This window comes from Georgenia sp. H159 (assembly GCF_035607575.1).
In the GTDB taxonomy this organism is placed as follows: Bacteria; Actinomycetota; Actinomycetes; order Actinomycetales; family Actinomycetaceae; genus Oceanitalea.
The window spans coordinates 297,681-324,531 of sequence record NZ_JAYDZY010000001.1; the positions used below are offsets into that span (position 1 = coordinate 297,681).

A 26,851-nucleotide genomic window follows, 5' to 3' on the forward strand; every position below is an offset into this window, starting at 1 on the left:
CGCGACCTTTGTAGACTGCGTAGGCATCCCGGCGCCCGCTCTGGCGCCGGTGAGCGCCACAGCGAACCGGGAGTAGTGACGTGCGCCAAGCCCACGATGACGCCGATGTCATCGTCGTCGGCGCAGGCCCCGCGGGGGCGGCCACGGCCCACTACCTCGCGCAGACGGGCCTCGACGTCCTGCTCCTGGAGAAGGCGACCTTCCCGCGCGACAAGATCTGCGGCGACGGCCTGACCCCGCGTGCGGTCGCCGAGCTCATCCGCATGGGGGTGCCCACGCCCGAGTCGGAGGGATGGATCCGGAACTGGGGGCTGCGCACCTACGGCGCCGGTCACCGCATCGAGATCCCGTGGCCGGAGCTCGCGGAGATGCCCGCCTACGGGCTGGCGCGCTCGCGGATGAACCTCGACGAGACCCTCGCCCGGCACGCGCAGGCGAGCGGTGCGCGGCTCCACGAGGGGGTCGCCGTCACCGGGCCGGTGCGCCACGAGCGCTCCGGGCGCATCCTCGGCGTCACCGCACGGATCGTCGACGGGAACGGCCGCCGCACCGGTGAGGAGCGCACCTACCGGGCTCGCGTCGTCGTCGACGCCGGCGGGGTCTCGGCACGTCTCGCCACGACGATGGGGATCGAGAAGAACGACAACCGCCCGATGGGCGTGGCGATCCGCACCTACTTCAGGACCCCGCGCCACGACGACCCCATGATGGAGTCGCACCTCGAGCTGTGGGACGGCGAGCCGGGCAGGTCCAACCTCATGCCCGGCTACGGCTGGATCTTCGCCCTCGGTGACGGCACCGCCAACGTGGGCCTCGGCTCGCTCAGCTCGACCGCCAAACCGACGAAGCTGGACTACCGGGCGCTGTTCGCGCAGTGGATGCGCAACGCGCCGCCGGAGTGGGAGTTCACCCCCGAGAACCAGGTCGGTGACCTGCGCAGCGCGGCCCTTCCGATGGCCTTCAACCGCAAGCCGCACTACTCGCAGGGTCTCCTGCTCGTCGGCGACTCCGGCGGCATGGTCTCCCCGTTCAACGGCGAGGGCATCGCCTACGCGATGCAGTCGGGACGGATCGCGGCCGACGTCGTCGGGCAGGCCCTCGCCCGGCACACGCCCTACGCGATGGAGAAGGCGCTGCGGACCTACCCGACGATCCTCGCCGAGGAGCTGGGCGGCTACTTCACCCTCGGGCAGGGCTTCGCGCGGCTCATCGAGCGCCCGGAGATCATGCGCGCCTGCGTGAAGTACGGTCTCCCCAGGCCAGTGCTCATGCGCTTCGTCATGAAGCTGCTGTCCGACGGCTTCGATCGTCGTGATGGCGACTGGATGGATAGGCTCATCGCGGCACTGAGCAAGGCGGCACCGGCATCGTGAGCCGACCAGAGATGCACACCACCGGCCGGGCGGGCCTGGCACCGACCGCGCACCGAGCAACAGCGGAGGCACGATGAACCCCTTCGTCCCCATCCTCGTCATGGCGGCGGTCGCTGCCGCCCTGGCGATCGGCGGCCTCGCGGCGAGCGCGGTCATCGGGCCCAAGCGCTACAACCGGGTCAAGGTCGCCAACTACGAGTGCGGGGTCGAGGCCACGCCGCGCGCCACGGACGCCGGCCGTTTCCCGATCAAGTACTACCTGGTGGCGATGACCTTCATCGTCTTCGACGTCGAGGTCATCTTCCTCGTGCCGTGGGCCATCGCCTTCACCGAGCTGGCGGCCTTCGGCCTCATCGCCGCGCTCGCATTCATCGCGATCATCACGGTGCCCTTCGCCTACGAGTGGCGGCGCGGGGCACTGGAGTGGGACTGAGGAGATAGACATGGGTCTGGAAGAGAAGCTCCCGGCGGGGTTCATGCTCACGACGGTCGAGAAGGCCGTCGGGCTGGCCCGCAAGGGCTCGATGTGGCCCGTCACCATGGGCCTGGCCTGCTGCGCCATCGAGATGATGGCCACCGGCACGCCCCGCTTCGACATCTCCCGCTTCGGCATGGAGGTGTTCCGCGCCTCGCCCCGCCACGCCGACCTCATGATCGTCTCCGGCCGCGTGAGTCAGAAGATGGCGCCGGTCGTGCGGCAGATCTACGACCAGATGGCCGACCCCAAGTGGGTCATCTCCATGGGGGTGTGCGCCTCCAGCGGCGGCATGTTCAACAACTACGCCGTCATCCAGGGCGTCGACCACCTCGTGCCCGTCGACATCTACCTGCCGGGCTGCCCGCCCCGCCCGGAGATGCTCATCAACGCGATCATGGCGCTGCACGACCAGGTCAAGCACACACCGCTCGGCGCCAACCGGGAGGCCGCGGTCCGTGCCGCGGAGGAGGCTGCGCTGGCAGCCACCCCGACCCACCAGATGAAGGGGCTGCTGGCGTGAGCGAGCGCGACGACGAGAAGCAGGCCGCCGCCGACACGGTCAAGCCGGGCACCGGCGAGGTGGGCGCGCAGTCGGCCACGGCCGCCGCGCTCGAGGCGGGCGCCCAGAACATCCCCGCCGGCCCCGTCGGTGGCCGCACCGAGCTCGAGGTCGTCGACGTCCGGCGCGGCATGTTCGGCGTGCACGGCTCCGGCGACACCTCCGGGTTCGGCGGGCAGGTCACCACCATCGCCATGCCGCCGGCCTCCGAGCGGCCCTACGGGGGCTGGTTCGACGAGGTCGTCGACATCCTCGTCGAGCTGCTCGAGGGGGAGGGCATCGACCCCGACGCCGCGATCGAGAAGGTCGTCGTCGACCGCGGCGAGCTCACCGTCTTCGTCGCCCGCGACCACCTGCGACGCATCGCCCAGTGGCTGCGCGACGACCAGGACCTGCGTTTCGAGATGTGCCTGGGCGTCTCCGGCGTGCACTTCCCGCACGACGCCGGCCGCGAGCTCCACGCGGTGTACGCCCTGATGTCCCTCACCCACAACCGGCAGCTGCGCATCGAGGTCACCGCACCCGACGCCGACCCGCACGTGCCCACGGTCGTGGACATCTACCCGGGCAACGACTGGCACGAGCGGGAGACCTGGGACCTCATCGGCATCGTCTTCGACGGACACCCCTCACTCGCACGGACCGCGCTGCCCGACGACTGGGTCGGCCACCCGCAGCGCAAGGACTACCCGCTGGGCGGGATCCCGGTCGAGTACAAGGGCGGGACCATCCCGCCGCCCGACACCCGGAGGTCTTACAGCTGATGGCCACCAACCTGCACGCCACGGGGCCTGCGCTCGACTCTCACACCGGACCGGAGTTCACCGCCGACGGCGGGGACTGGGCGTCCATCGCCGCCGAGGCCGAGCGCCTGGGCGAGGAGCGCATCGTCGTCAACATGGGCCCGGTGCACCCCTCGACCCACGGGGTGCTGCGCCTCATCCTCGACATCGAGGGTGAGACGGTCAACGAGATGCGCGTCGGTACCGGGTACCTGCACACCGGCATCGAGAAGAACATGGAGTACCGCACCTGGACCCAGGGCGTGACGTTCTGCACCCGCATGGACTACGTCGCCCCGCTGTTCCAGGAGGTCGCCTACTGCCTCGGGGTGGAGAAGCTCCTCGGCATCACCGACGAGATCCCCGAGCGGGCCACCCTCATCCGGGTGCTGCTCATGGAGCTCAACCGCATCGCCTCGCACATCGTGGCGATCTCCACGGCCGGCAACGAGCTCGGCGCGACGACGATGATGACGATCGGCTTCCGTGCCCGTGAGGAGATCCTGCGGATCTTCGAGCACATCACCGGCCTGCGGATGAACCACGCCTACATCCGTCCCGGTGGCGTGGCACAGGACATCCCCGCCGACACCGTCGCGATGGTCCGTGAGCTGCTGCCGAAGGTCCGCCGCGACATCGGCGAGCTGCAGGACCTCACGATGGCCAACCCCATCTACAAGCTGCGCCACGAGGACGTCGGGTACATCTCGCTCTCCGCGGCCCTGGCCCTGGGTCTGACCGGGCCGTGCGTCCGGGCGGCGGGCTACCCGCTCGACCTGCGCCGGATGCAGCCGTACTGCGGGTACGAGACCTACGACTTCGACGTCATCACCGAGGACGCCTCCGACGCGTTCGCCCGCGTGAAGGTCCGCTGGGCGGAGTGCTACGAGTCGATGAAGATCGTCTACCAGGTGCTCGACCGGCTCGAGGCCACCCCCGGCCCGGTCATGGTCGCGGACAAGAAGGTGGCCTGGCCCGCGCAGCTGTCGATCGGCAGCGACGGGCAGGGCAACTCGCTGGACCACATCCGCGAGATCATGGGTACCTCGATGGAGTCGCTGATCCACCACTTCAAGCTCGTCACCGAGGGCTTCCGGGTCCCGGCCGGGCAGGTGTACCAGACCGTCGAGCACCCCAAGGGCGTCATGGGTGTGCACCTCGTGTCCGACGGCGGCACACGGCCCTACCGTGCGCACTTCCGTGACCCGTCGTTCTCCAACCTGCAGTCACTGTCGATCATGACCGAGGGGGGCCAGCTGGCCGACGTCGTCGTCACGCTTGCGTCCCTCGACCCTGTTCTCGGAGGGGTGGACCGCTGATGAGCGTCACCGGATACGCGTCGGACGTGGAGGGGCGCCTGCGTGAGGAGGCTGCCCAGATCGTCGCCCGCTACCCCCAGGCGCGCTCCGCGCTGCTGCCGATGCTGCACCTCGTGCAGTCGGAGGACGGCTACGTCAGCGCACGCGGCATCACGCTGTGCGCCGACATCCTCGGCCTGACCCGCGCCGAGGTCTCGGCCGTGGCGACCTTCTACACCCAGTACAAGCGCCACCCCAACGGTGAGTACACCGTCGGCGTCTGCACGAACGCGCTGTGCGCCGTCATGGGCGGCGACATCATCTACGAGACGGTCTCGCAGCACCTGGGGATCGGGCACGACGAGACAACCGAGGACGGCCGGATCACCCTCGAGCAGGTCGAGTGCAACGCGGCGTGCGACTACGCGCCGGTCGTCGTCGTCAACTGGGAGTTCTTCGACAACCAGACCCCGACGTCGGCGGTCGAGCTCGTCGACGAGCTGCGTGCCGGCCGGTCGGTGAGCCCCACCCGCGGCGCGGCCACGGTGGGCACCTTCAAGGAAATCTCCCACGTCCTCGCGGGCTTCGAGGACGGTCGCGCCGACGAAGGGCCCGCAGCGGGCCCGGCAACGCTCGCCGGCCTCACCCTGTCCCGCGAGAACAACTGGCGCGCCCCCGCGATGGGTGGCCAGGCGGACGGCGGTGCGGGGGACACCACCAGCGACGTCCCCGACCCGTACGGCAGCGCCGAACGGCCGCCGACCACCCCTGACGACACCGACCCGGCGGGCAAGCGCGGCCCGGCGGGCGAAGGCGCCACGGCCGAGGAGGGCAAGCAGTGAGCACGACGCAGCTGACGCCGGTCCTGTCCGACACCTGGGACGCGGAGCGGCCCTGGAACCTGGACACCTACCGGTCCCGCGGGGGCTACGAGGCCCTCGCCACGGCCTTCAGCATGGACCCACGTGACATCGTCGAGACCGTCAAGTCCTCGGGACTGCGCGGTCGCGGCGGCGCCGGGTTCCCCACCGGCCTCAAGTGGTCCTTCCTGCCCCCGAACGACGGCGGACCGCGGTACCTCGTGGTCAACGCCGACGAGTCCGAGCCGGGCGCCTGCAAGGACATCCCGCTCATGATGGCCAACCCGCACGCCCTCATCGAGGGGGTGGCGATCACCTCGTACGCCATCGGTGGGCACCACGCCTTCATCTACCTGCGCGGCGAGGTCGTCCACGTCTACCGACGACTGCTCGCCGCCGTGCGGGAGGCCCGCGAGGCCGGCCTCATCGGCAAGGGGATCGGCCCGAACGGTGACTACGACCTCGAGATCACCGTCCACGCCGGTGCCGGCGCCTACATCTGCGGTGAGGAGACGGCGCTGCTCGACTCGCTCGAGGGGCTGCGCGGCCAGCCGCGGCTCAAGCCGCCGTTCCCCGCAGTCGCGGGCCTGTACGCCCGCCCCACCGTGGTGAACAACGTCGAGTCCGTCGCCAGCGTCCCGGGCATCGTCCGCGGCGGCGCCGAGTGGTTCACGTCGATGGGGACCGAGAAGTCCGCCGGTCACGGCTTCTTCTCCCTCTCCGGTCACGTCACCCGGCCCGGTCAGTACGAAGCGCCGCTCGGCATCACGATGCGCGAGCTCCTCGACATGGCCGGCGGGGTCCGGGCGGGACACCGGCTGAAGTTCTGGGTGCCAGGCGGGTCCTCGACCCCGATCCTCACCGAGGAGCACCTCGACGTGCCGCTCGACTACGACTCGGTCGGGGCCGCCGGCTCGATGCTCGGCACCCGCTCCCTCATGGTCTTCGACGAGACGGTCTCCGTCGTGCGGGTCGTCTCCCGGTGGACCGACTTCTACCAGCACGAGTCCTGCGGCAAGTGCACCCCCTGCCGCGAGGGCACGTACTGGATGAAGCAGGTCATGCACCGGCTCGAGGCCGGCAAGGGCCTGCCCAGCGACATCGACCTCCTGCTCGACGTCTCGACGAACATCGCCGGGCGCTCGTTCTGCGCCCTCGGTGACGCGTCCGCCGTGCCGATCCAGAGCGGCATCCAGCACTTCCGCTCCGAGTTCGAGGCGGGCACCCACACGCCCGCCGCCGAGCTCTTCCCGTACGAGGCCTCGGCCGTGTTCTCCGAAGTAGGTGCCCGATGACGACGACCGCTTCCAGTCCCGCGACGGTGGGGGAGGAGCTCCTCACCGTCACGATCGACGGTGTCGAGGTCGAGGTCCCCAAGGGCACGCTCGTCATCCGGGCGGCCGAGCGCGTGGGCATCCAGATCCCGCGGTTCTGCGACCACCCGCTGCTCAAGCCCGCCGGTGCCTGCCGCCAGTGCCTCGTCGAGGTCTCCACCCCGGACCGGGAGGGCAACCTGCGGGCCATGCCCAAGCCGCAGACCTCGTGCACGCTCGAGGCCACCCCGGGCATGGTCGTGGCGACCCAGCACACCTCCGCCGTCGCCGACAAGGCGCAGCACGGGATGATCGAGTTCCTGCTGGTCAACCACCCGCTCGACTGCCCGGTCTGCGACAAGGGTGGGGAGTGCCCGCTGCAGAACCAGGCGATGAGCAACGGCCGGGCGACCAGCCGGTTCGTCGACGTCAAGCGGACCTTCCCCAAGCCGCTGAAGATCTCCAGCGAGATCCTCCTGGACCGCGACCGCTGCATCCTGTGCCAGCGCTGCACGCGCTTCTCCGACCAGATCGCCGGTGACCCGTTCATCGCGCTCCAGGGCCGGGGCGGCGGCACGCCGGGACGCGAGGTCCACGCGACGCACGGCTCCCAGATCGGTACCTTCGACGCCGACGTCCTCGACTTCGCCTACGCGGGCGGGGACGCGCCGCACGACACCGACGGGTCGCTGAGCGGTCCGCTCCAGGGTGAGCCCGGTGTCGAGGTGGGCCTGTCCGTAGGCCCGATCGGCGTCGCGGAGACCGACACGACCGGTCGTCCCTTCTCGTCGTACTTCTCCGGCAACACCATCCAGATCTGCCCGGTCGGCGCGCTCACCTCGGCGACCTACCGCTTCCGCTCGCGGCCCTTCGATCTCGTGTCGACGGAGTCTGTCGCGGAGCACGACGCCGGCGGGTCGGCCATCCGCGTCGATCACCGCCGCGGCGTCGTCGTGCGCCGCCTCGCGGGGGACGACCCCGAGGTCAACGAGGAGTGGATCACCGACAAGGACCGCTTCGCCTTCACGTGGCAGAGCGCCCCGGACCGCCTCGAGTACCCCCTCGTGCGGGACGAGGACACCGGCGAGCTCGTCGAGACCAGCTGGTCCGAGGCGCTGCACCTCGCCGCCCGGGGACTCGAGCGCGCCCGCGCCGCCGGTGGCGTCGGCCTCCTGCCCGGCGGCCGGCTCACCCTCGAGGACTCCTACGCCTGGTCGCGGTTCGCCCGCACCGTGCTCGGTACCAACGACGTCGACCACCGCGCACGCCCCGCGTCCGCCGAGGAGGCCGGCTTCCTCGCCCGCCGCGTCGCCGGCGCCCCGATGGACGTCACCTTCTCCGCCCTCGAGGAGGCCGGGCACGTCCTGCTCGTCGCCCTCGAGCCCGAGGAGGAGAGCGGCACGATCTTCCTGCGGCTGCGCAAGGGGGTGCTCGCCGGGAAGGTCGCCGTCACCACCCTCGCGCCCTTCGCCACCCGCGGGACGACCAAGCTGCGTGCCTCGCTGCTGCCCACCGCGCCCGGCGCCGAGCCGGGCGTCCTGGACGCCATCAGCCCCGACTCCGAGGACGTCGCCCTCGCGACGGTCGCCGAGGCCCTGGCCCAGCCGGGCACGGTCATCCTCGTCGGTGAGCGGGCCGGCGCGCTGCCGGGCGTGCTGAGCGCCGTCGAGCGGCTCGCCGACCGCACGGGTGCCCGCCTCGCGTGGGTCCCGCGCCGCGCCGGTGAGCGTGGCGCCGTCGAGGCCGGACTGCTCCCCGGGCTGCTGCCCGGGGCGCGGCACGTCTCCGACGCCGAGGCCCGGGTGGACGCCGCGGCCGCCTGGGGCGTGGACCGCCTGCCCGCCGAGGAGGGCCGGGACCTGCCCGCCATCCTCGCGGCCACCGCGGCCGGTCGACTGGCCGGCCTCGTCGTCGGCGGTGTCGACGTGCGCGACCTGCCCGACCCGGCGCTGGCCCGCGAGGCCCTGGCCGCGGCCGGGTTCGTCGTCCAGCTCGAGGTGCGCCGCAGCGAGGTCACCGACCACGCCGACGTCGTGCTGCCGGTCTCCCCGCCGGTCGAGAAGGGCGGGACGTTCGTCAACTGGGAGGGACGCCACCGGCCCTTCGGCCAGGTGCTCGTCTCCCACCATCAGCCCGACCACCGGGTGCTCCACGCCCTGGCCGCCGAGATGGGGGTGCAGCTCGACTGCGGCTCGCTCGACGACGTCCACGCGCAGCTCACCGAGCTCGCGGGCTGGCAGCCCGCCCAGGCCCCGGTCACGGCGCCCGCGACGGCGGAGCCCGCCCCGGCCGCCGGTGCCGGCCAGGCCGTTCTCGCGACCTGGAAGCTCATGCTCGACGACGCCCGCGGCCAGGACGGTGAGCCGCACCTCGCGGGCACGGCCCACCGGCCCGTGGTCCGCCTGTCGCCGGCCCGCGCGGCCCGGCTCGGTGCCGTCGACGGCGCCGCGGTCACCGTCCGCGGCCCGGCCGGTAGCATCACCCTGCCGCTGGCGGTGACGACCATGTCCGATGACGTCGTCTGGCTCCCGGAGAACTCCCCGGGGTCCCACGTGCACGAGATGCTCGGTGCCAGCGCCGGTGCACTCGTCGACCTGGAGGTGACGCGATGATGTTCGCGCCCATGGTGGTCAGCGACCCCACGGCCGGTCCCACCGCCGACTTCAGCAACGACACCTGGTGGATCTGGGTCATCAAGGCCGTGGCGATCATCGTCATGCTCCTCGTGTTCGTCATCCTGGCGATCTGGGCCGAGCGCAAGGTGCTGGCCCGGATGCAGACGCGGCCCGGGCCCAACGTCCACGGCCCGATGGGTCTGCTCCAGCCGGTCGCCGACGCGCTCAAGCTGCTCCTCAAGGAGGACATCAACCTCAAGGGAGCCGACCGCTTCGTCTACCTGCTCGCGCCCTTCATCGCGGCGCTGTGCGCGTTCCTCATCTACGCGGTCATCCCGTTCGGGCCCGAGGTGTCGATCTTCGGGGTCGAGACACCGCTGCAGCTCGCGGACTCCTCCGTCTCGGTGCTCTACATCCTCGGCATCACCGCTCTGGGCGTGTACGGCATCGTGCTCGGTGGCTGGTCCTCCAACTCGACCTTCCCGCTGCTCGGCGCGGTCCGCTCCTCCGCGCAGGTCATCTCCTACGAGCTGGCGATGGCCCTGGCGCTGGCCTCGGTCTTCCTCGTCTCCGGCTCCGCCTCGACCTCGCAGATCGTCGACTCCCAGACCCGGCTGTGGTGGGGGATCGTCCTGCTGCCCGCGTTCATCGTCTACCTCGTGTCGATGGTCGGTGAGGTCAACCGGCTGCCCTTCGACCTGCCCGAGGCCGAGGGCGAGCTCGTCGCCGGCCACATGGTCGAGTACTCCTCGATGAAGTTCGCCTGGTTCTTCCTCGCCGAGTACATCAACATGTTCAACGTCTCGGCGGTCGCGGCCACGCTCTTCCTCGGCGGCTGGCGCGCGCCCTTCCCGATCTCGGCGATCAACGACGGCATGTTCAACGAGGGCTGGTGGCCCCTGCTGTGGATGGTCGCCAAGATCTGGCTCGTCATGTTCTTCATGTTCTGGCTGCGCGGCACGCTCCTGCGCTTCCGCTACGACCAGTTCATGAACCTCGGCTGGAAGATCCTCATCCCCGTCGCGCTGGCCTGGCTGGTCGCCGTCGCCGTGGTGCAGGGACTGCTCCAGTTCACCGGCCTGGACCTGCGCAACCTGCTCTTCGTCCTCGCCGCGGTCCTCGTCGTCGTCCTCGTCCTCACCCTCGTGTGGCCGGAGAAGAAGACGGAGCCGGAGGCCGAGGCAGCGGGCCCGTCCGACGGCACGAGCGGCGACGTCGTCGTCGACTCGCAGTTCGACGCCTTCGCCGGCGGCTACCCCGTGCCCCCGATGCCGGGGCAGCAGCTCCCGCCCTCGCCCCGGCGCCGGCTGCGCGAGCAGCAGGCGACCACCGCCACCCAGACCATTTCGGCACCCGCACAGGAGGCCACCGATGAGTAAGCGGCAGGATCACGAGCCCGGCAAGGAGCGCCTGCGCAAGCAGCTCGCCAAGCCGGACAAGAGCCGCGGTGAGGTCGGTAAGCGGCTCCCCATGGAGTACGCGCCGGACAAGAAGGGAGCGATCGGCGAGCTCCTCGCCCCCGTCGCGGGCTTCGGCGTCACCTTCTCCTCGATGTTCCGTCCCACGGTCACCGAGCAGTACCCCTTCGAGAAGGTGCCCACCCAGCCGCGCTACCACGGGCGTCACCAGCTCAACCGGTACGCCGACGGCCTGGAGAAGTGCATCGGCTGCGAGCTGTGCGCGTGGGCCTGCCCCGCGGACGCGATCCTCGTCGAGGGCGCGAACAACGCGCCCGACGCCCAGTTCTCGCCCGGTGAGCGCTACGGCCGCGTCTACCAGATCAACTACCTGCGCTGCATCTTCTGCGGGTACTGCATCGAGGCCTGCCCGACGCGCGCCCTGACGATGGGCAACGACTACGAGCTCGCCGGCCCCACCCGCGAGGGCATGATCTACGAGAAGCAGGACCTCCTCGCCCCGCTCGCGCCCGGCATGCTCGCTCCGCCGCACCCGATGGTCGAGGGCAGCGACGACGACGACTACTACCGCAACGAGATCACCGGCCCGACCGAGACGCAGGTCGGCTGGGTGCGCGAGCGCCGCCCGGAGGACCCGAGCCTCGAGACGGTCCGCCCGGTCAAGGGGGCCACGGCATGACGCTGCCGATGAGCCTGGCCGAGACCGGCCTGACGAGCACGGGGGAGGAGGTCTTCTTCTGGGTCGTGGCGCCGCTCGCGGTGCTCGCCGCGCTGGGCCTTCTGTTCGCCCGCAAGGCGATCTACGCCGCCATGTGCGTCGTCTTCGTCATGATCGCCCTCGCCGGCTTCTACATCGTCCAGGAGGCGATCTTCCTCGGTGTCGCGCAGATCGTCGTCTACACCGGCGCGATCATGATGCTGTTCCTCTTTGTCCTCATGCTCGTCGGTGTGGACTCCTCCGACTCGGTGGTCGAGACGCTCAAGGGCCAGCGCTGGATCGGCTTCCTCGCCGGTGCCGGGCTCATCGCCCTCATCGCCGCGGTCGCCATGCGCGCCACGATGCCGGCGCCGGTGGGCCTCGAGCAGGTCAACGCGGACACCAACCCGGTGGGCGTCGCGCGCCTGCTCTTCTCCGACTACGTCCTGGCGATGGAGGTCTCCGGCGTCCTGCTCGTCACCGCGGCGGTCGGGGCCGTCGTCCTGACCCGCGCGGAGCGGCTGCGCAAGCGCACCACCCAGCGGGACGTCGCCCACGCGAAGATGGCTGCCTACGCCGCCGAGGGCGGCCGGATCCGCGGCCTGCCCGCACCCGGTGTGTACGCCCGGCACAACGCGGCGGACGTGCCGGCCCTGGGCGCCGACGGCACGCCGATCGACGAGTCCGTCCCCCGGGTGCTGCGCATCCGCGGGCAGCAGCGCACCATCGCCTCGGTCAGCCCCGAGCTCGCCGCCCAGCTGGCGACCTCCAGCAGCACCCACGCCGGTGACCACGGTGCCCGGTCCGTCACCCAGTCCGGCCTCCCGGGCATGCCCGGGACAGCGCCCTCGCCGGGGTCGCGGACCACTGACGGTGAGGTCCCGACGAGTCAGAGCACCGAGGACACCCGCACCAAGAGCGAGCCGGAGGAGCAGCGATGAGCCTCGTCAACTACCTCGTGCTGTCGGGGATCCTCTTCTCCATCGGCGCGACGGCCGTGCTGCTGCGACGCAACAGCATCATCGCCCTCATGGGGGTGGAGCTCATGCTCAACGCGGCCAACCTCACGCTCATCACCTTCGCCCGGTGGCACGGCAACCTGCACGGAGAGGTCTTCGCCTTCTTCGTCATGCTGGTGGCCGCCGCCGAGGTCGTCATCGGCCTGGCGATCGTGGTCTCCATCTTCCGAACCCGCCGGTCGGCGTCCATCGACGACGTCAACCTGCTCAAGAACTGACGGGGAGCAACGTGCACATGCTGGGAACTCCGGCACTGACCGTGCCCACTGCCGTGGCGGACGCCGCCACGGCGGGTGGGGCTGCCTCCTACGCCTGGCTCATGGTGGCCCTGCCGCTGCTGGGTGCGGCGGTGCTGCTCCTCGCCGGTCGGCGCTCGAACTCCTGGGGCCACTGGCTGGGGGTGCTCGCCTCGGCGGGCTCCTTCGTCGTCGGGCTCCTCGTCGTCGTGCAGCTGTTCGGGCTGGACCCCGAGCAGCGGGTCATGGGCCTGCACCTGTTCACCTGGCTGCCGGCCGGTGACCTCACGGTGGACGCCGGGCTGCGGCTCGACCCGCTGTCGATGACCTTCGTCATGCTCGTCACCTTCGTGGGCACGCTCATCCACGTGTACTCGGTGGCGTACATGGACCACGACATCGACCGGCGCCGCTTCTTCGCCTACCTCAACCTGTTCGTCGCCGCGATGCTGCTGCTCGTGCTCGCCGACTCCTTCGTGCTGCTCTTCGTCGGCTGGGAGGGCGTGGGCCTGGCGTCCTACCTGCTCATCGGCTTCTGGAACTTCCGCACCGACTACGCCGTCGCCGCGAAGAAGGCGTTCGTCATGAACCGCGTCGGTGACGTCGGGCTGCTCCTGGCGATGATGACGATGTTCGCCGCCTTCGGGGCCGTCGACTTCGACGGCGTCTTCGCCGAGGCGTCCGGGGCGAGTCAGGGGCTGCTCACCGCGATCGGGCTGCTCCTCCTGCTCGCCGCCTGCGGTAAGTCGGCGCAGTTCCCGCTGCAGGCCTGGCTGGGTGACGCGATGGCCGGCCCCACCCCGGTCTCCGCGCTCATCCACGCCGCGACCATGGTGACGGCGGGCGTCTACCTCATCGTCCGCTCCGCGCCGATCTTCGACGGGGCGCCCACCGCGCAGCTCGTCGTCGTCATCGTCGGGGCGATCACCCTGGTGTTCGGGGCGATCGTCGGGTCCGCCAAGGACGACATCAAGAAGGTCCTCGCGGCCTCGACGATGTCCCAGATCGGCTACATGATGCTTGCCGCGGGCCTCGGCCCGGTCGGCTACGCCTTCGCGATCTTCCACCTCGTCACCCACGGCTTCTTCAAGGCCGGGATGTTCCTCGGTGCCGGCTCGGTCATGCACGGCATGGACGACCAGGTCGACATGCGCCGCTTCGGTGGCCTCGGCAAGCACATGAGGATCACCTGGCTGACCTTCGCCGCCGGCTGGCTGGCGATCATCGGGTTCCCGGGCCTGTCCGGCTTCTGGAGCAAGGACCTCATCATCGAGGCCGCCTTCGTCGGCGAGGGCTGGCGTCCCTGGGTCTTCGGCACGGTGACGCTGCTCGCCGCCGGCCTCACCGCCTTCTACATGTCCCGGCTGTTCTTCATGACCTTCCACGGCAAGGAGCGCTGGGCGCCCACCCGGGAGGGCACGGAGCAGCACCCGCACGAGTCGCCGCTGCTCATGACGGTGCCGATGGTCATCCTCGCCGTCGGGTCCGTCGGCCTGGGCGCGCTGCTGGCCGCCGGGGACACCTTCGTCACCTGGCTGGAGCCGGTCACCGGCCACGTCGAGCACCACGACCCCGTGCTGCCGATCCCGGCCATCATGGGCGCCACCGTCGTGCTCATGGCCATCGGTGTCTTCCTGGCCTGGCGCCAGTACGCCGCATCCGCCGTCCCCGTCGAGGCCCCCCGCGGCTCGGTGCTCACCCGCGCCGCCCGTCGGGACCTCTACCAGGACGCCGTCAACGAAGGAGTGTTCATGCGCCCCGGGCAGTACCTCACCCGCGCCCTCGTCTACGGCGACTCCGCGGTGGTCGACGGCGCGGTCATGGGCCTGGCCCGTGGCACGTCCGGGTCCGGTGGCTGGCTGCGTCGCCTGCAGACCGGGTACATCCGGTCCTACGCCGCGGTCATGCTCGTCGGCGTCGTCGTCGCCCTTGTCGTCGTCCTCGCCGCGCGCGGCTGAGCTAGGAAGCGAATATGCAGACCATCAGCGACCTTCCCTGGCTGAGCATCCTCATCGTCGTGCCGCTCGTCGCGGCCGCGGTGATCTGGCTCGTGCCCGGCCTCCAGCGCGCCGCCCGGACCATCGGCGTCGCCGTGTCCCTCGTCGTCCTCGCCGGCTTCGTCGTCATGGCGACCGGCTTCGACCTCGGCGCGGCGTCCCAGTACCAGTTCACCGAGCAGCTGTCCTGGATCCCCCAGCTCGGGGTCTCCTACGCCCTGGGCATCAACGGCCTGGGCCTGGCCATGGTCGGCCTGTCGGTGTTCCTCGTGCCGGTGGCGCTGCTCGCCGCGTGGCGTGAGCAGGAGGTGGTGCCGGAGGGCGCCGTCGTCGCCCGCCGCCAGGCCGGCTTCGTCGCCCTCGTGCTGCTCCTCGAGGCCACCATGGTGGCCGTCTTCGCGGCGCGTGACGTCTTCCTCTTCTACGTCGTCTTCGAGGCGATGCTCGTCCCCGTCTACTTCCTCATCGGGAGCTACGGGGGACCCAAGCGCCGCTACGCCGCGATCAAGTTCCTCATCTACTCCCTGGCCAGCGGCCTCATCATGCTCGTCGGCGTCATCGCGCTGGGGATCCTGGGGCCCGGCGGCGCGGACGGGTTCCTCATCGAGAACCTCGCCGGCTCCGAGCTCGGCGTGTGGGCGGAGCGGTGGATCTTCATCTCCTTCTTCATCGCCTTCGCCGTCAAGGCGCCGATGTGGCCGGTCCACACCTGGCTGCCCGACGCCGCCCAGCAGGCCTCGCCCGGCACCTCGGCGCTCCTCGTCGGCGTGCTCGACAAGGTCGGCACCTTCGGGATGCTTGCGCTGTGCCTGCCGCTGTTCCCCGAGGCCTCCCGCTGGGCCGCACCGGTCATCATCGTGCTGGCCGTCGTCTCGATCCTCTACGGCGCCTTCGTCGCGCTGGGACAGCGCGACGTCATGCGCCTCATCGCCTTCACCTCGGTGTCGCACTTCGGCTTCATCGTGCTCGGCATCTTCGTGCGCGAGGAGGTCGCCCTCACCGGCGCGATGCTCTACATGGTGGCGCACGGCGTCTCGACCGCCGCCCTGTTCCTCATCTCCGGCTTCCTCACCCAGCGCGGTGGGACGCAGACCATCGCCGGGTACGGCGGGATGCAGCGCGTGACGCCGGTGCTCGCCGGCACCTGGCTCACCGCGGGCCTCGCGACCATCGCGCTGCCCGGGCTGTCCGGCTTCGTGCCCGAGTACCTCGTGCTCCTGGGCACGTTCCGGGTGAACATCGTCGCCGCGGTGTTCGCGGTGCTGGCCGTCATCATCGCCGCGCTGTACATCCTGCTGCCCTACCAGCGGATGTTCACCGGACCGCGCAACGAGACCCTCGCGGCACTGCCGGACCTCGGCGCCCGCGAGAAGTGGGTGGTGGCCCCGCTGGTCGCCGCCATGCTCGCGCTGGGCCTCGTGCCCGGCCCGGTGATGGACGTCCTGCGACCGGTGGCCGAGGAGGCCGCGATCGAGCAGCCCAGCGCGCTGGACGCGGCAGCTGTGGCCGGACCTGACGGATCGAGCGACGCGGCACCCGCGATCGCCGAGGGGAGCGAGCAGTGAACTTCGTCGCACCGCACATCGACTGGGCGGCCCTGACGCCCGTCCTCATCGTGCTCGGCGCGGGCCTCCTCGGCATCCTCGTCGCCGCGTTCGTGCCCCGCCGCGCACGCCGCGGCACCCAGGTCGCCCTGGCCGCCGTCGCCGTCGCCGCCGCGCTCGTCGCGGTGGTCTGGCGGTGGACGGTCGTCAGCGTCGACGGCCCGCAGGAGATCGCCGGCGGCTCCCTCATCGAGGACGGGCCCGCCCTCGTCGCGCAGGGCATCATCGCGCTCGTCGCGCTCATCGGCCTGCTCGTCATCGCCGACCGCTCCGAGTGGGGCGAGGACGCCTTCGCCGCCCAGGCCGCGACGCGGCCCGGTGGTCCCGACGAGGACGAGGCCCAGCGCGCCGGGCTGAGCCAGACCGAGGTGTTCCCGCTCGTGCTGTTCGCGACGGGCGGCATGCTGCTGTTCCCCGCCGCGGGGGACCTCCTCATGATGTTCATCGCGCTCGAGGTCCTCTCGTTGCCGCTCTACCTCCTGTCCGGCATGGCACGGCGCCGCCGGCTGCTCTCGCAGGAGGCCGCGCTGAAGTACTTCGTGCTCGGTGCCTTCTCCTCGGCGTTCTTCCTCATGGGCGCGGCGCTGCTCTACGGCTTCTCCGGGAGCGTGCGCCTGTCCGAGCTGGCCGTCGCCGTGCCGAGCACCGTCGGGATGGACGGCCTGCTCCTCGCGGGCAGCATGCTCGTCATCATCGGGCTGCTGTTCAAGGTCGGTGCGGTGCCCTTCCACATGTGGACCCCCGACGTGTACCAGGGCGCCCCCACCCCGATCACCGGCTTCATGGCGGCGGCCACCAAGATCGCCGCCTTCGGTGCCCTGCTGCGCTTCGTCTACGTCGTCGTGCCGGGACTGGGCTGGGACCTCGAGCCGGTCATGTGGGGCATCGCGATCCTCACCATGCTCGTCGGCACGGTCATCGCGCTCGTCCAGACGGACGTCAAGCGGATGCTGGCCTACTCCTCGATCGCCCACGCCGGCTTCGTCCTCGTCGGAGTCATCGCGCTCGTCCAGGAGAGCATCGGAGCGGTCCTCTTCTACCTCCTCGCGTACGGGCTGGCCACCGTCGGCGCCTTTGCCGTCGTCACGCTCGTCCGTGAGCGCGACGCGGCCGGGACCGTCACCGGCGAGGCGCTGCACCTGTCCCAGTGGGCGGGCCTGGGCCGCCGCAGCCCCGGTCTCGCCCTGGCGATGACGCTGTTCCTCCTGTCCTTCGCGGGGATCCCGCTCACCGGTGGCTTCATCGGGAAGTTCGCGGTGTTCGCCGCGGGTGTCGCCGGGGGCGCGACCGTCCTCGTCGTGCTCGCCGTGCTCGCCAGCGCCGCCGCCGCGTTCTTCTACATCCGGCTCGTCGTGCTCATGTTCTTCACCGAGCCCGACGGCGAGCGCACCGCCGTCGTGAAGTCGGAGGGGATGACCTCGGTCGCCGTCGCCGTCTGCGCGCTCGGCACGGTGCTCCTGGGTGTGGTGCCCGGGCCGGTCCTCGACCTCGCCGGGCAGGCGGCGACGTTCCTCCCGTGACGACGTCCAGCCTCCCGCTCGGGGACGACGAGCTGCAGGACCGCCTCGCCGGCCGCATGGCCGCCGTCGAGGAGGAGCTCATGCGCGCCGTGACGGGCGCCGACGAGCTCGTCGACGGTCCGCTCAAGCACCTGGCCGCGGCCGGAGGCAAACGGCTACGGCCGGCGCTGACCCTGCTGACCGCCGAGCTGGGCAGCGGCGGCCACGATGAGGTCCGGCGGGCCGCCGTCGCCGTCGAGCTCACCCACCTCGCCACGCTCTACCACGACGACGTCATGGACTCCGCGGCCCTGCGCCGCGGTGCGCCCACCGCCCACGCGGTCTGGGACAACTCGATCGCCATCCTCACCGGCGACCTGCTCTTCGCCCGGGCGTCCCAGCTCGTCGCCTCGCTCGGCGCCGAGGCGGTGCGGGTGCACGCCGAGACCTTCGAGCGCCTGTGCCTGGGCCAGCTGCACGAGACCCTGGGCCCGCGCGACGGGGAGGACCCGATCGCGCACTACATCCAGGTGCTCGCGGACAAGACGGGCTCCCTCATCGCGGCGTCCGCCCGGTACGGCGCCGTCTTCAGCGGTGCGGGGCAGGAGATCGCCGCGGTGCTCGAGCGGTACGGGGAGAAGGTCGGCGTGGCCTTCCAGCTCGCCGACGACGTCATCGACCTCGCGTCCGACGCGGAGACCACCGGCAAGACTCCCGGCACCGACCTGCGTGAGGGCGTCGCGACCATGCCGGTGCTGCTGCTCCAGCGGCGTGCGGCCGAGGGTCGGCTCGACGACGCCGGCGCCGCGGTGCTCGAGCGGCTGCGCAGCGACCTCGGGTCGGACGCCGCCCTGCGCGCCGCCGTCGAGGAGCTGCGGGACCACGAGGTGCTCGAGGAGGCGCGTGAGCTCGCCCGCCGGTGGGCCCGCGACGCCGTCGCCGAGCTCGAGCCGCTGCCGGACGGCACCGTCAAGGACGCCCTGACGGACTTCGCCGGCCTCATGGTCGACCGCCTCGCCTGACCCTGCAGCCCCCTCGTTGCCGCCGAGAGCGGAGTTGTTGACGCGCGTCGGTGCAACAACTCCGCTCTCGGCGAGGGTGGTGAGGGGCTGGGGCACGGCCGTGATGCGGCGCACAGCGGGCGGTGGGTCGCGCGGCACCGCATAGACTGGACGCCGGATTTCGTACCGTCCCTCCACGACCAGACGAGGCTTTGTGACCAGTCCACTGCGCGTTGCCCTCATCGGTGCCGGCCCGGCCGGCATCTATGCCGCCGACATCCTGTCCAAGAGCGGGCTCGAGGTCTCGATCGACCTGTACGAGCGACTCCCGGCGCCCTTCGGACTGGTCCGGTACGGCGTGGCCCCCGACCACCCGCGGATCAAGCAGATCATCGTCGCGCTCCAGAAGATCCTCTCCCGCGGCGACGTGCGCTTCGTCGGCAACGTCGACGTGGGGACGGACGTGACGATCGAGCGGCTGCGCGAGCACTACGACGCCGTCATCGTCTCCACCGGTGCCGACCGCGACGCCCCGCTGCCCATCCCGGGGATCGACCTGCCGGGCAGCTACGGCGCGGCCGACTTCGTCGCCTGGTACGACGGCCACCCCGACGTGCCGCGCACCTGGCCGCTGGAGGCGCAGAGCGTCGCCGTGCTCGGGGTCGGCAACGTCGCGCTCGACGTCGCACGGATCCTCGCCAAGCACGTCGAGGACCTCATGCCGACGGAGATCCCGGAGAACGTCGCCGAGGGGCTGCGCAGCAACCCGGTGACCGACGTCCACGTCTTCGGCCGCCGCGGCCCCGCACAGGCGAAGTTCACCCCGCTGGAGCTGCGGGAGCTGGGCAAGGTGCCCGACGTCGACGTCGTCGTCTACCCCGAGGACTTCGAGTTCGACGAGGGGTCGATGTCCGCGATCCGCTCCACCAACCAGACCAAGCAGGTCGTCAAGACCCTCACCGACTGGACGCTGCGCGACCCGGAGGAACTCACCGCCTCGCGCCGCATCCACCTCCACTTCCTCCACCGGCCGGTCGAGGTCCTCGGCACCGACCGGGTCACCGGGATCCGGACCGAGCGCACGGAGCTGGCGGGGGACGGCACGGTCCGCGGGACCGGCGAGTTCGTCGACACCCCCGTCCAGGCGGTCTACCGCGCGGTCGGGTACTTCAGCTCCTCGCTGGACGGGGTGGCCTTCGACGACGTCGCGGGAGTCATCCCCAACGACGAGGGCCGCGTGCTCGACGGGGACGGCGTCATCGTCCCGGGCCTGTACGCCACCGGCTGGATCAAGCGCGGGCCGGTCGGCCTCATCGGCTCGACGAAGTCCGACGCCCAGCAGACCATCGGTCACCTCGTCAGCGACGTCGAGCAGGGCACCGTGCGCCCCGGGAGCGCCCCGAGCGATCCGGATGCGCTCATCGCCGAGCTCGAGGACCGTGGGACTCGGACGACGAGCTGGGCGGGCTGGGAACTGCTCGACGCCTACGAGCGTTCACTGGGAGAAGCGGAGGGGCGCGAACGCATCAAGGTCGTGCCCCGCGACGAGATGACCCGTGTCTCACGGGGTGAGGAGAACACCTGAGGATGGACAGCAGTCGACGGCACCTCAACGGCGTCAAGACTGCTGCCCTGTTCGGCCTGATGTGGGCGGTCCTCCTGGGTATCGGAGCCCTCGTCGCCGGCGGGACGGGCTCCAGCTCGTTCATCTGGATCTTCGCGCTCATCGGGCTGGGCACGACCTTCTACAGCTACTGGAACTCGGACAAGATCGCGCTGCGCGCCATGGGTGCCCGCCCGGTCTCCGAGGCCGAGGCGCCGGGCATGTACCGCATCGTGCGGGAGCTCTCCACGACCGCCCGCCAGCCGATGCCGCGCCTGTACATCTCGCCCACCGCCCAGCCCAACGCCTTCGCCACCGGCCGCAACCCGCGCAACGCGGCGGTGTGCTGCACGGTGGGGATCCTGCAGATCCTCGACGAGCGCGAGCTGCGCGGGGTGCTCGGGCACGAGCTCATGCACGTGTACAACCGCGACATCCTCACGTCGTCGGTCGCCGCGGCGATCGCCGGGCTCATCACCTCTGCCGCCCAGTTCATGCTGTTCTTCGGCGGTGGGCGCGACCGTGGCGGCAACGTCCTGGCGATGCTCGCCACGGCGATCCTCGCGCCGATCGCCGCCTCGCTCATCCAGCTGGCGATCTCCCGCACCCGGGAGTTCGACGCCGACGAGGACGGCGCCCAGCTCACCGGTGACCCGATGGCGCTGGCCTCGGCGCTGGCGAAGCTGGAGCGCGGGACCGCGGCGTCCCCGCTCCGGCCCGACCCGCGCCTCGAGGACGTCTCGCACATGATGATCGCCAACCCCTTCCGGGGCGGCGGGATGGCCAAGCTCTTCGCGACGCACCCCCCGATGGCCGAGCGCATCGCCCGCCTCGAGGCGCTGGCCGGCTACCGCTGACCTCGCGGGCCGGCTCCCGGGCAGTGCCGGACGGCTACCGGTAGTTGACGAACTGGAGGGCGGCGTCGATGTCGTCGGCGTCCTTGAGGAGGGCGATGACCTCCTGGAGGTCGTCGCGCTTCTTGCCCGACACGCGCACCTCGTCGCCGGTGATCTGGGTCTTGACGCCCTTGGGGCCCTCGTCGCGGATGAGCTTGGTGATCTTCTTCGCGTTCTCCGAGCTCAGCCCCTCCTTGAGGGTGCCGACGAGGCGGTACTCCTTGCCGGAGGCCTGCGGCTCGTTCTCGCCGGTGTCCAGCGCCTTGAGGGACACGCCACGGCGGATGAGCTTGCTCTGGAGCACGTCGAGGACGGCGAGCACGCGCTCCTCGGAGTTGGCCTTCATGAGGATGGCGTCGTCGCCGCTCCACTCGACGGAGGCGCCGACCCCCTTGAAGTCGTAGCGCTGGGCGATCTCCTTCGCGGCCTGGTTGAGGGCGTTGTCGACCTCCTGACGGTCGATCTTGCTCACGACGTCGAACGACGAGTCGGCTGCCATCGCTGTCTCCTTGGGTCGGTGCGAGGGGGATCACGCAGGCGCCGGTTAGGAGCACCCGCCGCGGCTTGCTATTCTTCCATCGCGTCCTTCACGGACCAAGGCGGGTTGCCCGAGCGGCCAAAGGGAGCTGACTGTAAATCAGCCGCGGAATGCTTCGCAGGTTCGAATCCTGCACCCGCCACGCGAGCCGCAGCCCGGACCCCTAGGGGTCCGGGCTGCTGCCGTCCGGGCTGTCCGGGTCCGCGGGCAGCGGGCCCGCGCCGCCGGTGCCGCAGCGTGAGGAAGGGCACTCCTGCCCGATTTCCTCCTGGCCCGGTCGAGCATGTACGCTCGTCAGCGCCGCCCCGATAGCTCAGTCGGCAGAGCGTCTCCATGGTAAGGAGAAGGTCAAGGGTTCGATTCCCTTTCGGGGCTCCGATCGACGTCAACGTCGTGCGTCACGTACTATGGCGTGCCGGCCATGGCGCCGATCGTGGCGGGGTAGCTCAGGTGGTTAGAGCACACGGCTCATAATCGTGGTGTCGCGGGTTCGAGTCCCGCCCCCGCTACTGCACGACACGGCTCCTCCCGGGGCCCCCGATGAACGCGAGGAAACACGTGGCCAAGTCCAGCGACGTTCGCCCCAAGATCACGCTCGCTTGCGAGCAGTGCAAGGAGCGCAACTACATCACCAACAAGAACCGTCGGAACAACCCCGACCGGCTCGAGATGAAGAAGCACTGCCCCCGCTGCAACGCCCACACGGTGCACCGCGAGACCCGCTGACTGGCCTACGCTGACCGGGTGACCGACAGCCCAGCCCGCCCCACCAGCGTCAACACGACGCTCGTGGGGCGTTCCTATGCCCCGAGCGAGACCTACCCCGTCTCCGCGGTGAAGATCGCCGAGATGGCTGCCGCCACCGGCTCGCAGCACCCGGCCCACACCGACAGGGACGCCGCCCGGCAGCTCGGCTACGACGACGTCGTCGCACCGCCGACCTTCGCCGTCGTCGTCGCCCAGCGCGCCGAGCAGGCCTACATCGCCGACCCGGAGTCCGGGATCGACTTCTCCCGCGTCGTCCACGCCGAGGAGCGCTTCACCCACCACCGGCCGATCGTCGCCGGGGACCTCCTGCGCACCACCGTCCACGTCGACTCCGTCACCGAGCGGGCCGGCATCGCCATGGTCAGCACCCGCGCCGAGATCGTCGACGACGACGGCGCCCCGGTCGCCACCGTGCGCTCCACGCTCGCCGTCCGTGGGGAGGGTCGCTGATGGGCACCGCGCTCACCGTCGGGGACGAGCTCTTCACCCGCAGCTTCACCGTCGACCGCGCGCTGCTCGTGCGGTACGCCGGCGCGTCCGGCGACTTCAACCCCATCCACTACAACGAGCGCGTCGCCCGGGAGGTCGGCCTGGACGGCGTCATCGCGCACGGGATGGCCACGATGGGGCTGGCCGCCGCCGCCGTCACCGACTGGGCGGGTGACCCCGGCGCCGTCGTCGACTACGGCGTGCGCTTCACCCGACCCGTCGTCGTCCCGGACCCGGGCGAGGTCGGCCTCGACGTCACGGGGCGGGTCGGGGCGGTGGACGACGACGCGGGCACCGTGCGCGTCGACCTCACCGTCGCCGTGGCAGGCACCAGCGTCCTCGCCAAGGCGCAGGCCGTGGTCCGCCTGCGGTGAGCCGGACCGCCGCGCAGGACGTCGGACGGCGCGCCGCCACCGCCGTCCTCGTCGTCTTCGCCCTCAACGGGTTCCTCTTCGCGAACTGGGTCTCGCGGCTGCCCGCGGTCCGGGACGCGCTCGGGCTCAGCCCCGGCCAGATGGGGCTGCTGCTCCTCGTGGGCTCCGTCGGGTCCATGCTCGCGCTTCCCCTGACGGGTGGGGTCGCGCAGCGCTTCGGCAGCACCCGCACGGTCCTCGGCGCGACCCTGGTGTCCTCCGGCGGGTTCGTCGTCGTCATGCTCGGCCTCCAGCTCGACGTCGTGGGCCTGCTCGCGGCCGGGCTGCTCCTGGCGATGGTGGGCGTGGCGGGCTGGGACGTGGCGATGAACCTCGAGGGCGGTGCCGTCGAGCACGCCGTCGACCGCCAGATCATGCCCCGGTTCCACGCGGGGTTCTCGCTCGGGACGGTGGCGGGCGCCGGGGTCGGGGCGCTCGCCGCGTTCCTGCACGTCTCCGTCGTCGCCCACCTCGCCGTCGTCCTCCTCGCCATCGTCGTCGGGACCACGGTGGCCACCCGCGGGTTCCTCCCGCACGCCCCGGGTGAGCCTGCCGCGGGTGGAGGACGGCGACGGCGCCTCGCCGCGGCTCTCGGCGGCTGGCGCGAGCCGCGGACGATCCTCATCGGTGTCATGGTGCTGGCCTTCGCGCTCACCGAGGGCGCGGCCAACGACTGGCTGGCGCTCGGCGTCGTCGACGGCTTCGGCACGTCCAACGCCGTGGGGGCGCTCGGCTTCGGGGTCTTCGTCACCGCCATGACCGTGATGCGCCTCGCGGGGGAGTGGCTGCTCGCCCGTTTCGGCCGGGTGGCGGTGCTGCGTGGCACGACCCTCCTGGCGCTGGCCGGGCTGCTCGTCTTCAGCCTCTCGCCGTGGCTGTGGCTCGCGCTCCTGGGCGGGGTGCTGTGGGGGCTCGGCGCGGCGCTCGGCTTCCCGGTCGGGATGAGCGCGGCCGGTGACGAGCCCCTCAAGGCCGCGATGCGGGTGTCGGTCGTCGCATCGATCGGCTACCTCGCGTTCCTCGCCGGGCCCCCGCTCCTCGGGCTGCTCGCCGAGCACGTCGGCTACCGGCGCGCGATGCTCGCGATCGCCGTCCCGCTCCTCGTGGGCTTCGTCGTCAGCAGGGTCGCGCAGCCGCCGGCCGACACCGTCGCTGCCCGCCCGGCCGGGGGCGCGGCCGCCTCCTGACGCGCGCGACCACCGCGCCCGTCTAGATTGGACGGGTGACGAGCAGCAGCGTCCGCGAGCAGGCCGCGGCCCCACCGACGACCCTGGCCGGGCTCACCACCTTCCGTGTCGGCGGCCCGGTGACCGACGTCGTCGACGCCACGTCGGAGACCGAGCTGGTCGAGGCGGTGCGCGACGCCGACGACGCCGGCACGCCGCTCCTCGTCCTCGGCGGCGGCTCCAACCTGCTGGCGTCCGACGCCCCGTTCCCCGGACGCGTGGTGCGGGACGGTAGACGCGGGCTGCGGGTGGAGGACGCCGCCGCCTGCTTCGGGACCTCCGTCGTCGTCCCGGCGGGGGAGCCGTGGGACGACGTCGTCGCGACCGCCGTCGCCGAGGGGTGGCGGGGGGTGGAGGCCCTCTCCGGCATCCCCGGCTCGACCGGCGCGACACCGGTGCAGAACGTCGGGGCCTACGGCCAGGAGGTCGGCGAGACGCTCGCCTCCGTGCGCGTGTACGACCGCCTCACGCAGCGCACCCACACCCTTGCCGTGGGCGAGCTCGGCCTCGGGTACCGCACGAGCGTCCTCAAGCGCTCGCTGGCCGACCCGGACGCCGGCGGTGGGCGCACGTGGGGACCCACCGGGCGCTACGTCGTCCTGGAGGTCGGTCTCCAGCTCGCCCAGGGCTCCGCGTCGATGCCGGTGCGGTACGCCGAGCTGGCCCAGGCGCTGGACGTCGACCTGGGGCAGAGCGCGCCCGCGGCGCGCGTGCGCGAGGCGGTCCTGGCGCTGCGGCGCGGCAAGGGCATGGTGCTGGACTCCGGTGACCCGGACACGTGGTCGGCGGGGTCGTTCTTCACCAACCCGGTGCTCCCGGCGGAGGAGGCCGACTCGCTCCTGCCACCGGACGCCCCGCGCTTCCCCGCGGGACAGGGCCGGGTGAAGACCTCCGCGGCGTGGCTCATCTCCCGGGCCGGTTTCGAGCGCGGGTTCGGGGACCCGCAGCGGGCGGCGCTCTCCGGCAAGCACGTCCTCGCGCTCACCAACCGCGGCGCCGCGTCCGCGCAGGACCTGCTCGGGCTCGCCCGGACCGTCCGCGACGGCGTCCGGCAGCGGTTCGGGGTCGAGCTCGTCCCCGAGCCCGTCCTCGTGGGCCTGGCGCTCTAGCCGTCCGCCGGCGGCGTGGCGAGCCAGCCGTCGATCTCGGTCAGCCACCGCCGCTTGCTGGCCTCACTCGCCAGGCTCGCCCGCACCGAGCTGCGGGCGAGGCCGGCGAGCATGGCGTCGTCCATCCCGTGCTCCTCGCGCCCGATGCGGTACTGGTCGGTGAGCCGGGAGACGAACAGCAGGGGGTCGTCGGCGCTGAGCGCGATGATCGCGCCGGCCTCGTACAGCCTGCGCAGCGGGACGTCGGCGGCCGTGGGGTAGACCCCGAGGGCGACGTTGCTCGCGGGCGCCAGCTCCAGCGCGATGCCCGCCTCCGTCACCTTCTCCAGCAGCGGCAGGTCGTCGGCGAGACGCACGCCGTGGCCCAGCCGCGCGGGGCCGAGGTGCGCCAGGACGTCACGCACGTGGTCCGGACCGAGCAGCTCACCGCCGTGGGGCAGGCTGGCCAGGCCGGCCCGCCGGGCGATGGAGAAGGCCCCGGCGAACTCGCTCGTGTCGCCGCGCCGCTCGTCGTTGCTCAGCCCGAAGCCGACGACGCCCTCGTCCTGGTACGCCACGGCGAGCCGCGCGAGCGTGCGGGCGTCCAGGGGGTGGCGGGTGCGGGAGGCGGCGACGACCACGCCGACCTCGACGCCGGTGGCCCGGCTCGCGGCGCGCGCCTCGTCGAGCACGATCTCCAGCGCGGGGGTCAGGCCACCGACGAACGGCGCGTACGACGTCGGGTCGACCTGGATCTCCAGCCGCCGCGACCCCTCCGCGGCGTCGTCCGCCGCGGCCTCCCGCACGATCCGTCGCATGGCCCGCTCCGACCGGACGGCGGCGCGGGCGGCGTCGTACAGACGCTGGAAGCGGAACCAGCCGCGCTCACCCGCCGGTACCCGCAGGGCGACGCCGTCCAGCAGGGCCGGCGGCAACCGGATGCCGGCCTCCTCGGCGAGCTCGGCCAGCGTCGTGGGCCGCATCGAGCCGGTGAAGTGCAGATGCAGGTGGGTCTTGGGCAGCGTCGTGAGGTCCCGCACCCGCCGAGTCTCCCACGGGCCCGGAAGGCGGGCCGCCGACG

General features: G+C 71.6%; 25 protein-coding genes and 3 tRNA genes. 26 read left to right on the plus strand and 2 right to left on the minus strand.

Annotation, left to right across the window (positions count from 1 at the left end; all coding sequences use genetic code 11):
- Positions 1–80 precede the first annotated feature (80 nt).
- The 18 genes from VR894_RS01435 (at position 81) to htpX (ending at position 21,209) form a co-directional block, all read left to right on the plus strand.
- On the plus strand, positions 81–1,373 hold the full coding sequence (locus VR894_RS01435; protein WP_324649519.1) for a geranylgeranyl reductase family protein: 1,293 nt from the start codon (positions 81–83) through the stop codon (positions 1,371–1,373).
- Positions 1,374–1,446: 73 nt separating this feature from the next.
- Positions 1,447–1,806 carry an NADH-quinone oxidoreductase subunit A gene (locus tag VR894_RS01440; protein WP_324649520.1) on the plus strand — a complete coding sequence of 120 codons (360 nt, stop codon included), beginning with the start codon at positions 1,447–1,449 and terminating at the stop codon, positions 1,804–1,806.
- Positions 1,807–1,816: 10 nt separating this feature from the next.
- Positions 1,817–2,371 (plus strand): NADH-quinone oxidoreductase subunit B family protein, encoded by a 555-nt coding sequence (locus tag VR894_RS01445; protein WP_324649521.1) that lies wholly within the window; start codon positions 1,817–1,819, stop codon positions 2,369–2,371.
- Positions 2,368–3,174, plus strand: a complete 807-nt coding sequence (locus tag VR894_RS01450) for an NADH-quinone oxidoreductase subunit C (RefSeq protein WP_416380787.1) — start codon at positions 2,368–2,370, stop codon at positions 3,172–3,174. Before VR894_RS01445 ends, VR894_RS01450 begins: the two co-directional genes overlap by 4 nt.
- Complete coding sequence (locus tag VR894_RS01455) at positions 3,174–4,511, plus strand: NADH-quinone oxidoreductase subunit D (RefSeq protein ID WP_324649522.1); 1,338 nt, start codon at positions 3,174–3,176, stop codon at positions 4,509–4,511. The genes VR894_RS01450 and VR894_RS01455 overlap by 1 nt, the downstream gene beginning before the upstream one ends.
- Complete coding sequence (gene nuoE, locus VR894_RS01460) at positions 4,511–5,332, plus strand: NADH-quinone oxidoreductase subunit NuoE (RefSeq protein WP_324649523.1); 822 nt, start codon at positions 4,511–4,513, stop codon at positions 5,330–5,332. Before VR894_RS01455 ends, nuoE begins: the two co-directional genes overlap by 1 nt.
- On the plus strand, positions 5,329–6,645 hold the full coding sequence (gene nuoF, locus VR894_RS01465; RefSeq protein ID WP_324649524.1) for an NADH-quinone oxidoreductase subunit NuoF: 1,317 nt from the start codon (positions 5,329–5,331) through the stop codon (positions 6,643–6,645). The genes nuoE and nuoF overlap by 4 nt, the downstream gene beginning before the upstream one ends.
- On the plus strand, positions 6,642–9,275 hold the full coding sequence (locus VR894_RS01470) for an NADH-quinone oxidoreductase subunit G (RefSeq protein WP_324649525.1): 2,634 nt from the start codon (positions 6,642–6,644) through the stop codon (positions 9,273–9,275). The genes nuoF and VR894_RS01470 overlap by 4 nt, the downstream gene beginning before the upstream one ends.
- On the plus strand, positions 9,272–10,657 hold the full coding sequence (gene nuoH, locus VR894_RS01475; RefSeq protein ID WP_324649526.1) for an NADH-quinone oxidoreductase subunit NuoH: 1,386 nt from the start codon (positions 9,272–9,274) through the stop codon (positions 10,655–10,657). The genes VR894_RS01470 and nuoH overlap by 4 nt, the downstream gene beginning before the upstream one ends.
- 91 nt (positions 10,658–10,748) lie before the next feature.
- Positions 10,749–11,375, plus strand: coding sequence for an NADH-quinone oxidoreductase subunit NuoI (gene nuoI / locus VR894_RS01480; RefSeq protein WP_324650035.1), 627 nt, complete (start codon positions 10,749–10,751; stop codon positions 11,373–11,375).
- Positions 11,372–12,334, plus strand: a complete 963-nt coding sequence (locus VR894_RS01485; RefSeq protein ID WP_324649527.1) for an NADH-quinone oxidoreductase subunit J — start codon at positions 11,372–11,374, stop codon at positions 12,332–12,334. The genes nuoI and VR894_RS01485 overlap by 4 nt, the downstream gene beginning before the upstream one ends.
- Positions 12,331–12,630 (plus strand): NADH-quinone oxidoreductase subunit NuoK, encoded by a 300-nt coding sequence (gene nuoK, locus VR894_RS01490; RefSeq protein ID WP_324649528.1) that lies wholly within the window; start codon positions 12,331–12,333, stop codon positions 12,628–12,630. The genes VR894_RS01485 and nuoK overlap by 4 nt, the downstream gene beginning before the upstream one ends.
- A 17-nt stretch (positions 12,631–12,647) precedes the next feature.
- The gene (gene nuoL, locus VR894_RS01495) at positions 12,648–14,606 is read left to right on the plus strand and encodes an NADH-quinone oxidoreductase subunit L (RefSeq protein ID WP_324649529.1); all 1,959 of its coding nucleotides are present in this window, start codon (positions 12,648–12,650) and stop codon (positions 14,604–14,606) included.
- Between the two features lie 14 nt (positions 14,607–14,620).
- The gene (locus tag VR894_RS01500) at positions 14,621–16,210 is read left to right on the plus strand and encodes an NADH-quinone oxidoreductase subunit M (RefSeq protein WP_324649530.1); all 1,590 of its coding nucleotides are present in this window, start codon (positions 14,621–14,623) and stop codon (positions 16,208–16,210) included.
- Entirely contained in the window at positions 16,207–17,769 is a 1,563-nt protein-coding gene (gene nuoN, locus VR894_RS01505; protein WP_324649531.1) for an NADH-quinone oxidoreductase subunit NuoN, read from the plus strand. The genes VR894_RS01500 and nuoN overlap by 4 nt, the downstream gene beginning before the upstream one ends.
- Entirely contained in the window at positions 17,766–18,770 is a 1,005-nt protein-coding gene (locus VR894_RS01510; RefSeq protein WP_324649532.1) for a polyprenyl synthetase family protein, read from the plus strand. Before nuoN ends, VR894_RS01510 begins: the two co-directional genes overlap by 4 nt.
- A gap of 193 nt (positions 18,771–18,963) precedes the next feature.
- A complete protein-coding gene (locus VR894_RS01515; protein ID WP_324649533.1) occupies positions 18,964–20,334 on the plus strand; it encodes an FAD-dependent oxidoreductase in 1,371 nt (456 codons plus the stop codon).
- 2 nt (positions 20,335–20,336) lie between these two features.
- Positions 20,337–21,209 carry a zinc metalloprotease HtpX gene (gene htpX, locus VR894_RS01520; protein ID WP_324649534.1) on the plus strand — a complete coding sequence of 291 codons (873 nt, stop codon included), beginning with the start codon at positions 20,337–20,339 and terminating at the stop codon, positions 21,207–21,209.
- A 34-nt stretch (positions 21,210–21,243) separates the two neighbouring features.
- On the opposite strand, the gene VR894_RS01525 is transcribed toward htpX, so the two are convergent.
- The gene (locus tag VR894_RS01525) at positions 21,244–21,747 is read right to left on the minus strand and encodes a YajQ family cyclic di-GMP-binding protein (RefSeq protein WP_324649535.1); all 504 of its coding nucleotides are present in this window, start codon (positions 21,745–21,747) and stop codon (positions 21,244–21,246) included.
- Positions 21,748–21,846: 99 nt separating this feature from the next.
- Here VR894_RS01525 and VR894_RS01530 point away from each other — a divergent pair.
- The 8 genes from VR894_RS01530 (at position 21,847) to VR894_RS01565 (ending at position 25,791) form a co-directional block, all read left to right on the plus strand.
- A tRNA-Tyr gene (locus VR894_RS01530) sits at positions 21,847–21,928 on the plus strand.
- 160 nt (positions 21,929–22,088) lie between these two features.
- A tRNA-Thr gene (locus tag VR894_RS01535) sits at positions 22,089–22,161 on the plus strand.
- A gap of 60 nt (positions 22,162–22,221) precedes the next feature.
- Positions 22,222–22,295: transfer RNA gene (locus VR894_RS01540), tRNA-Met, on the plus strand.
- Between the two features lie 31 nt (positions 22,296–22,326).
- Positions 22,327–22,512: a 50S ribosomal protein L33 gene (gene rpmG, locus VR894_RS01545; protein ID WP_324649536.1), complete on the plus strand. Its 186-nt coding sequence runs from the start codon at positions 22,327–22,329 to the stop codon at positions 22,510–22,512.
- Between the two features lie 18 nt (positions 22,513–22,530).
- Positions 22,531–23,004 (plus strand): FAS1-like dehydratase domain-containing protein, encoded by a 474-nt coding sequence (locus tag VR894_RS01550; RefSeq protein WP_324649537.1) that lies wholly within the window; start codon positions 22,531–22,533, stop codon positions 23,002–23,004.
- Entirely contained in the window at positions 23,004–23,417 is a 414-nt protein-coding gene (locus VR894_RS01555; protein WP_324649538.1) for a MaoC/PaaZ C-terminal domain-containing protein, read from the plus strand. Before VR894_RS01550 ends, VR894_RS01555 begins: the two co-directional genes overlap by 1 nt.
- Positions 23,414–24,643, plus strand: coding sequence for an MFS transporter (locus tag VR894_RS01560; RefSeq protein WP_324649539.1), 1,230 nt, complete (start codon positions 23,414–23,416; stop codon positions 24,641–24,643). Before VR894_RS01555 ends, VR894_RS01560 begins: the two co-directional genes overlap by 4 nt.
- 35 nt (positions 24,644–24,678) lie before the next feature.
- Positions 24,679–25,791 carry a UDP-N-acetylmuramate dehydrogenase gene (locus tag VR894_RS01565; protein ID WP_324649540.1) on the plus strand — a complete coding sequence of 371 codons (1,113 nt, stop codon included), beginning with the start codon at positions 24,679–24,681 and terminating at the stop codon, positions 25,789–25,791.
- On the opposite strand, the gene VR894_RS01570 is transcribed toward VR894_RS01565, so the two are convergent.
- Positions 25,788–26,810, minus strand: coding sequence for an adenosine deaminase (locus VR894_RS01570; RefSeq protein WP_324649541.1), 1,023 nt, complete (start codon positions 26,808–26,810; stop codon positions 25,788–25,790). The genes VR894_RS01565 and VR894_RS01570 overlap by 4 nt on opposite strands.
- Positions 26,811–26,851 lie beyond the last annotated feature (41 nt).

Coding starts and splice junctions, on each gene's coding strand:
- nuoK (WP_324649528.1), top strand. CDS start 12,331: ATGAGCCTCGTCAACTACCTCGTGCTGTCGGGGATCCTCTTCTCCATC.
- VR894_RS01445 (WP_324649521.1), top strand. CDS start 1,817: ATGGGTCTGGAAGAGAAGCTCCCGGCGGGGTTCATGCTCACGACGGTC.
- nuoI (WP_324650035.1), top strand. CDS start 10,749: ATGGAGTACGCGCCGGACAAGAAGGGAGCGATCGGCGAGCTCCTCGCC.
- rpmG (WP_324649536.1), top strand. CDS start 22,327: ATGAACGCGAGGAAACACGTGGCCAAGTCCAGCGACGTTCGCCCCAAG.
- VR894_RS01485 (WP_324649527.1), top strand. CDS start 11,372: ATGACGCTGCCGATGAGCCTGGCCGAGACCGGCCTGACGAGCACGGGG.
- VR894_RS01470 (WP_324649525.1), top strand. CDS start 6,642: ATGACGACGACCGCTTCCAGTCCCGCGACGGTGGGGGAGGAGCTCCTC.
- VR894_RS01440 (WP_324649520.1), top strand. CDS start 1,447: ATGAACCCCTTCGTCCCCATCCTCGTCATGGCGGCGGTCGCTGCCGCC.
- nuoL (WP_324649529.1), top strand. CDS start 12,648: ATGCTGGGAACTCCGGCACTGACCGTGCCCACTGCCGTGGCGGACGCC.
- htpX (WP_324649534.1), top strand. CDS start 20,337: ATGGACAGCAGTCGACGGCACCTCAACGGCGTCAAGACTGCTGCCCTG.
- VR894_RS01555 (WP_324649538.1), top strand. CDS start 23,004: ATGGGCACCGCGCTCACCGTCGGGGACGAGCTCTTCACCCGCAGCTTC.
- VR894_RS01500 (WP_324649530.1), top strand. CDS start 14,621: ATGCAGACCATCAGCGACCTTCCCTGGCTGAGCATCCTCATCGTCGTG.
- VR894_RS01525 (WP_324649535.1), bottom strand. CDS start 21,747: ATGGCAGCCGACTCGTCGTTCGACGTCGTGAGCAAGATCGACCGTCAG.
- VR894_RS01455 (WP_324649522.1), top strand. CDS start 3,174: ATGGCCACCAACCTGCACGCCACGGGGCCTGCGCTCGACTCTCACACC.
- nuoE (WP_324649523.1), top strand. CDS start 4,511: ATGAGCGTCACCGGATACGCGTCGGACGTGGAGGGGCGCCTGCGTGAG.
- nuoH (WP_324649526.1), top strand. CDS start 9,272: ATGATGTTCGCGCCCATGGTGGTCAGCGACCCCACGGCCGGTCCCACC.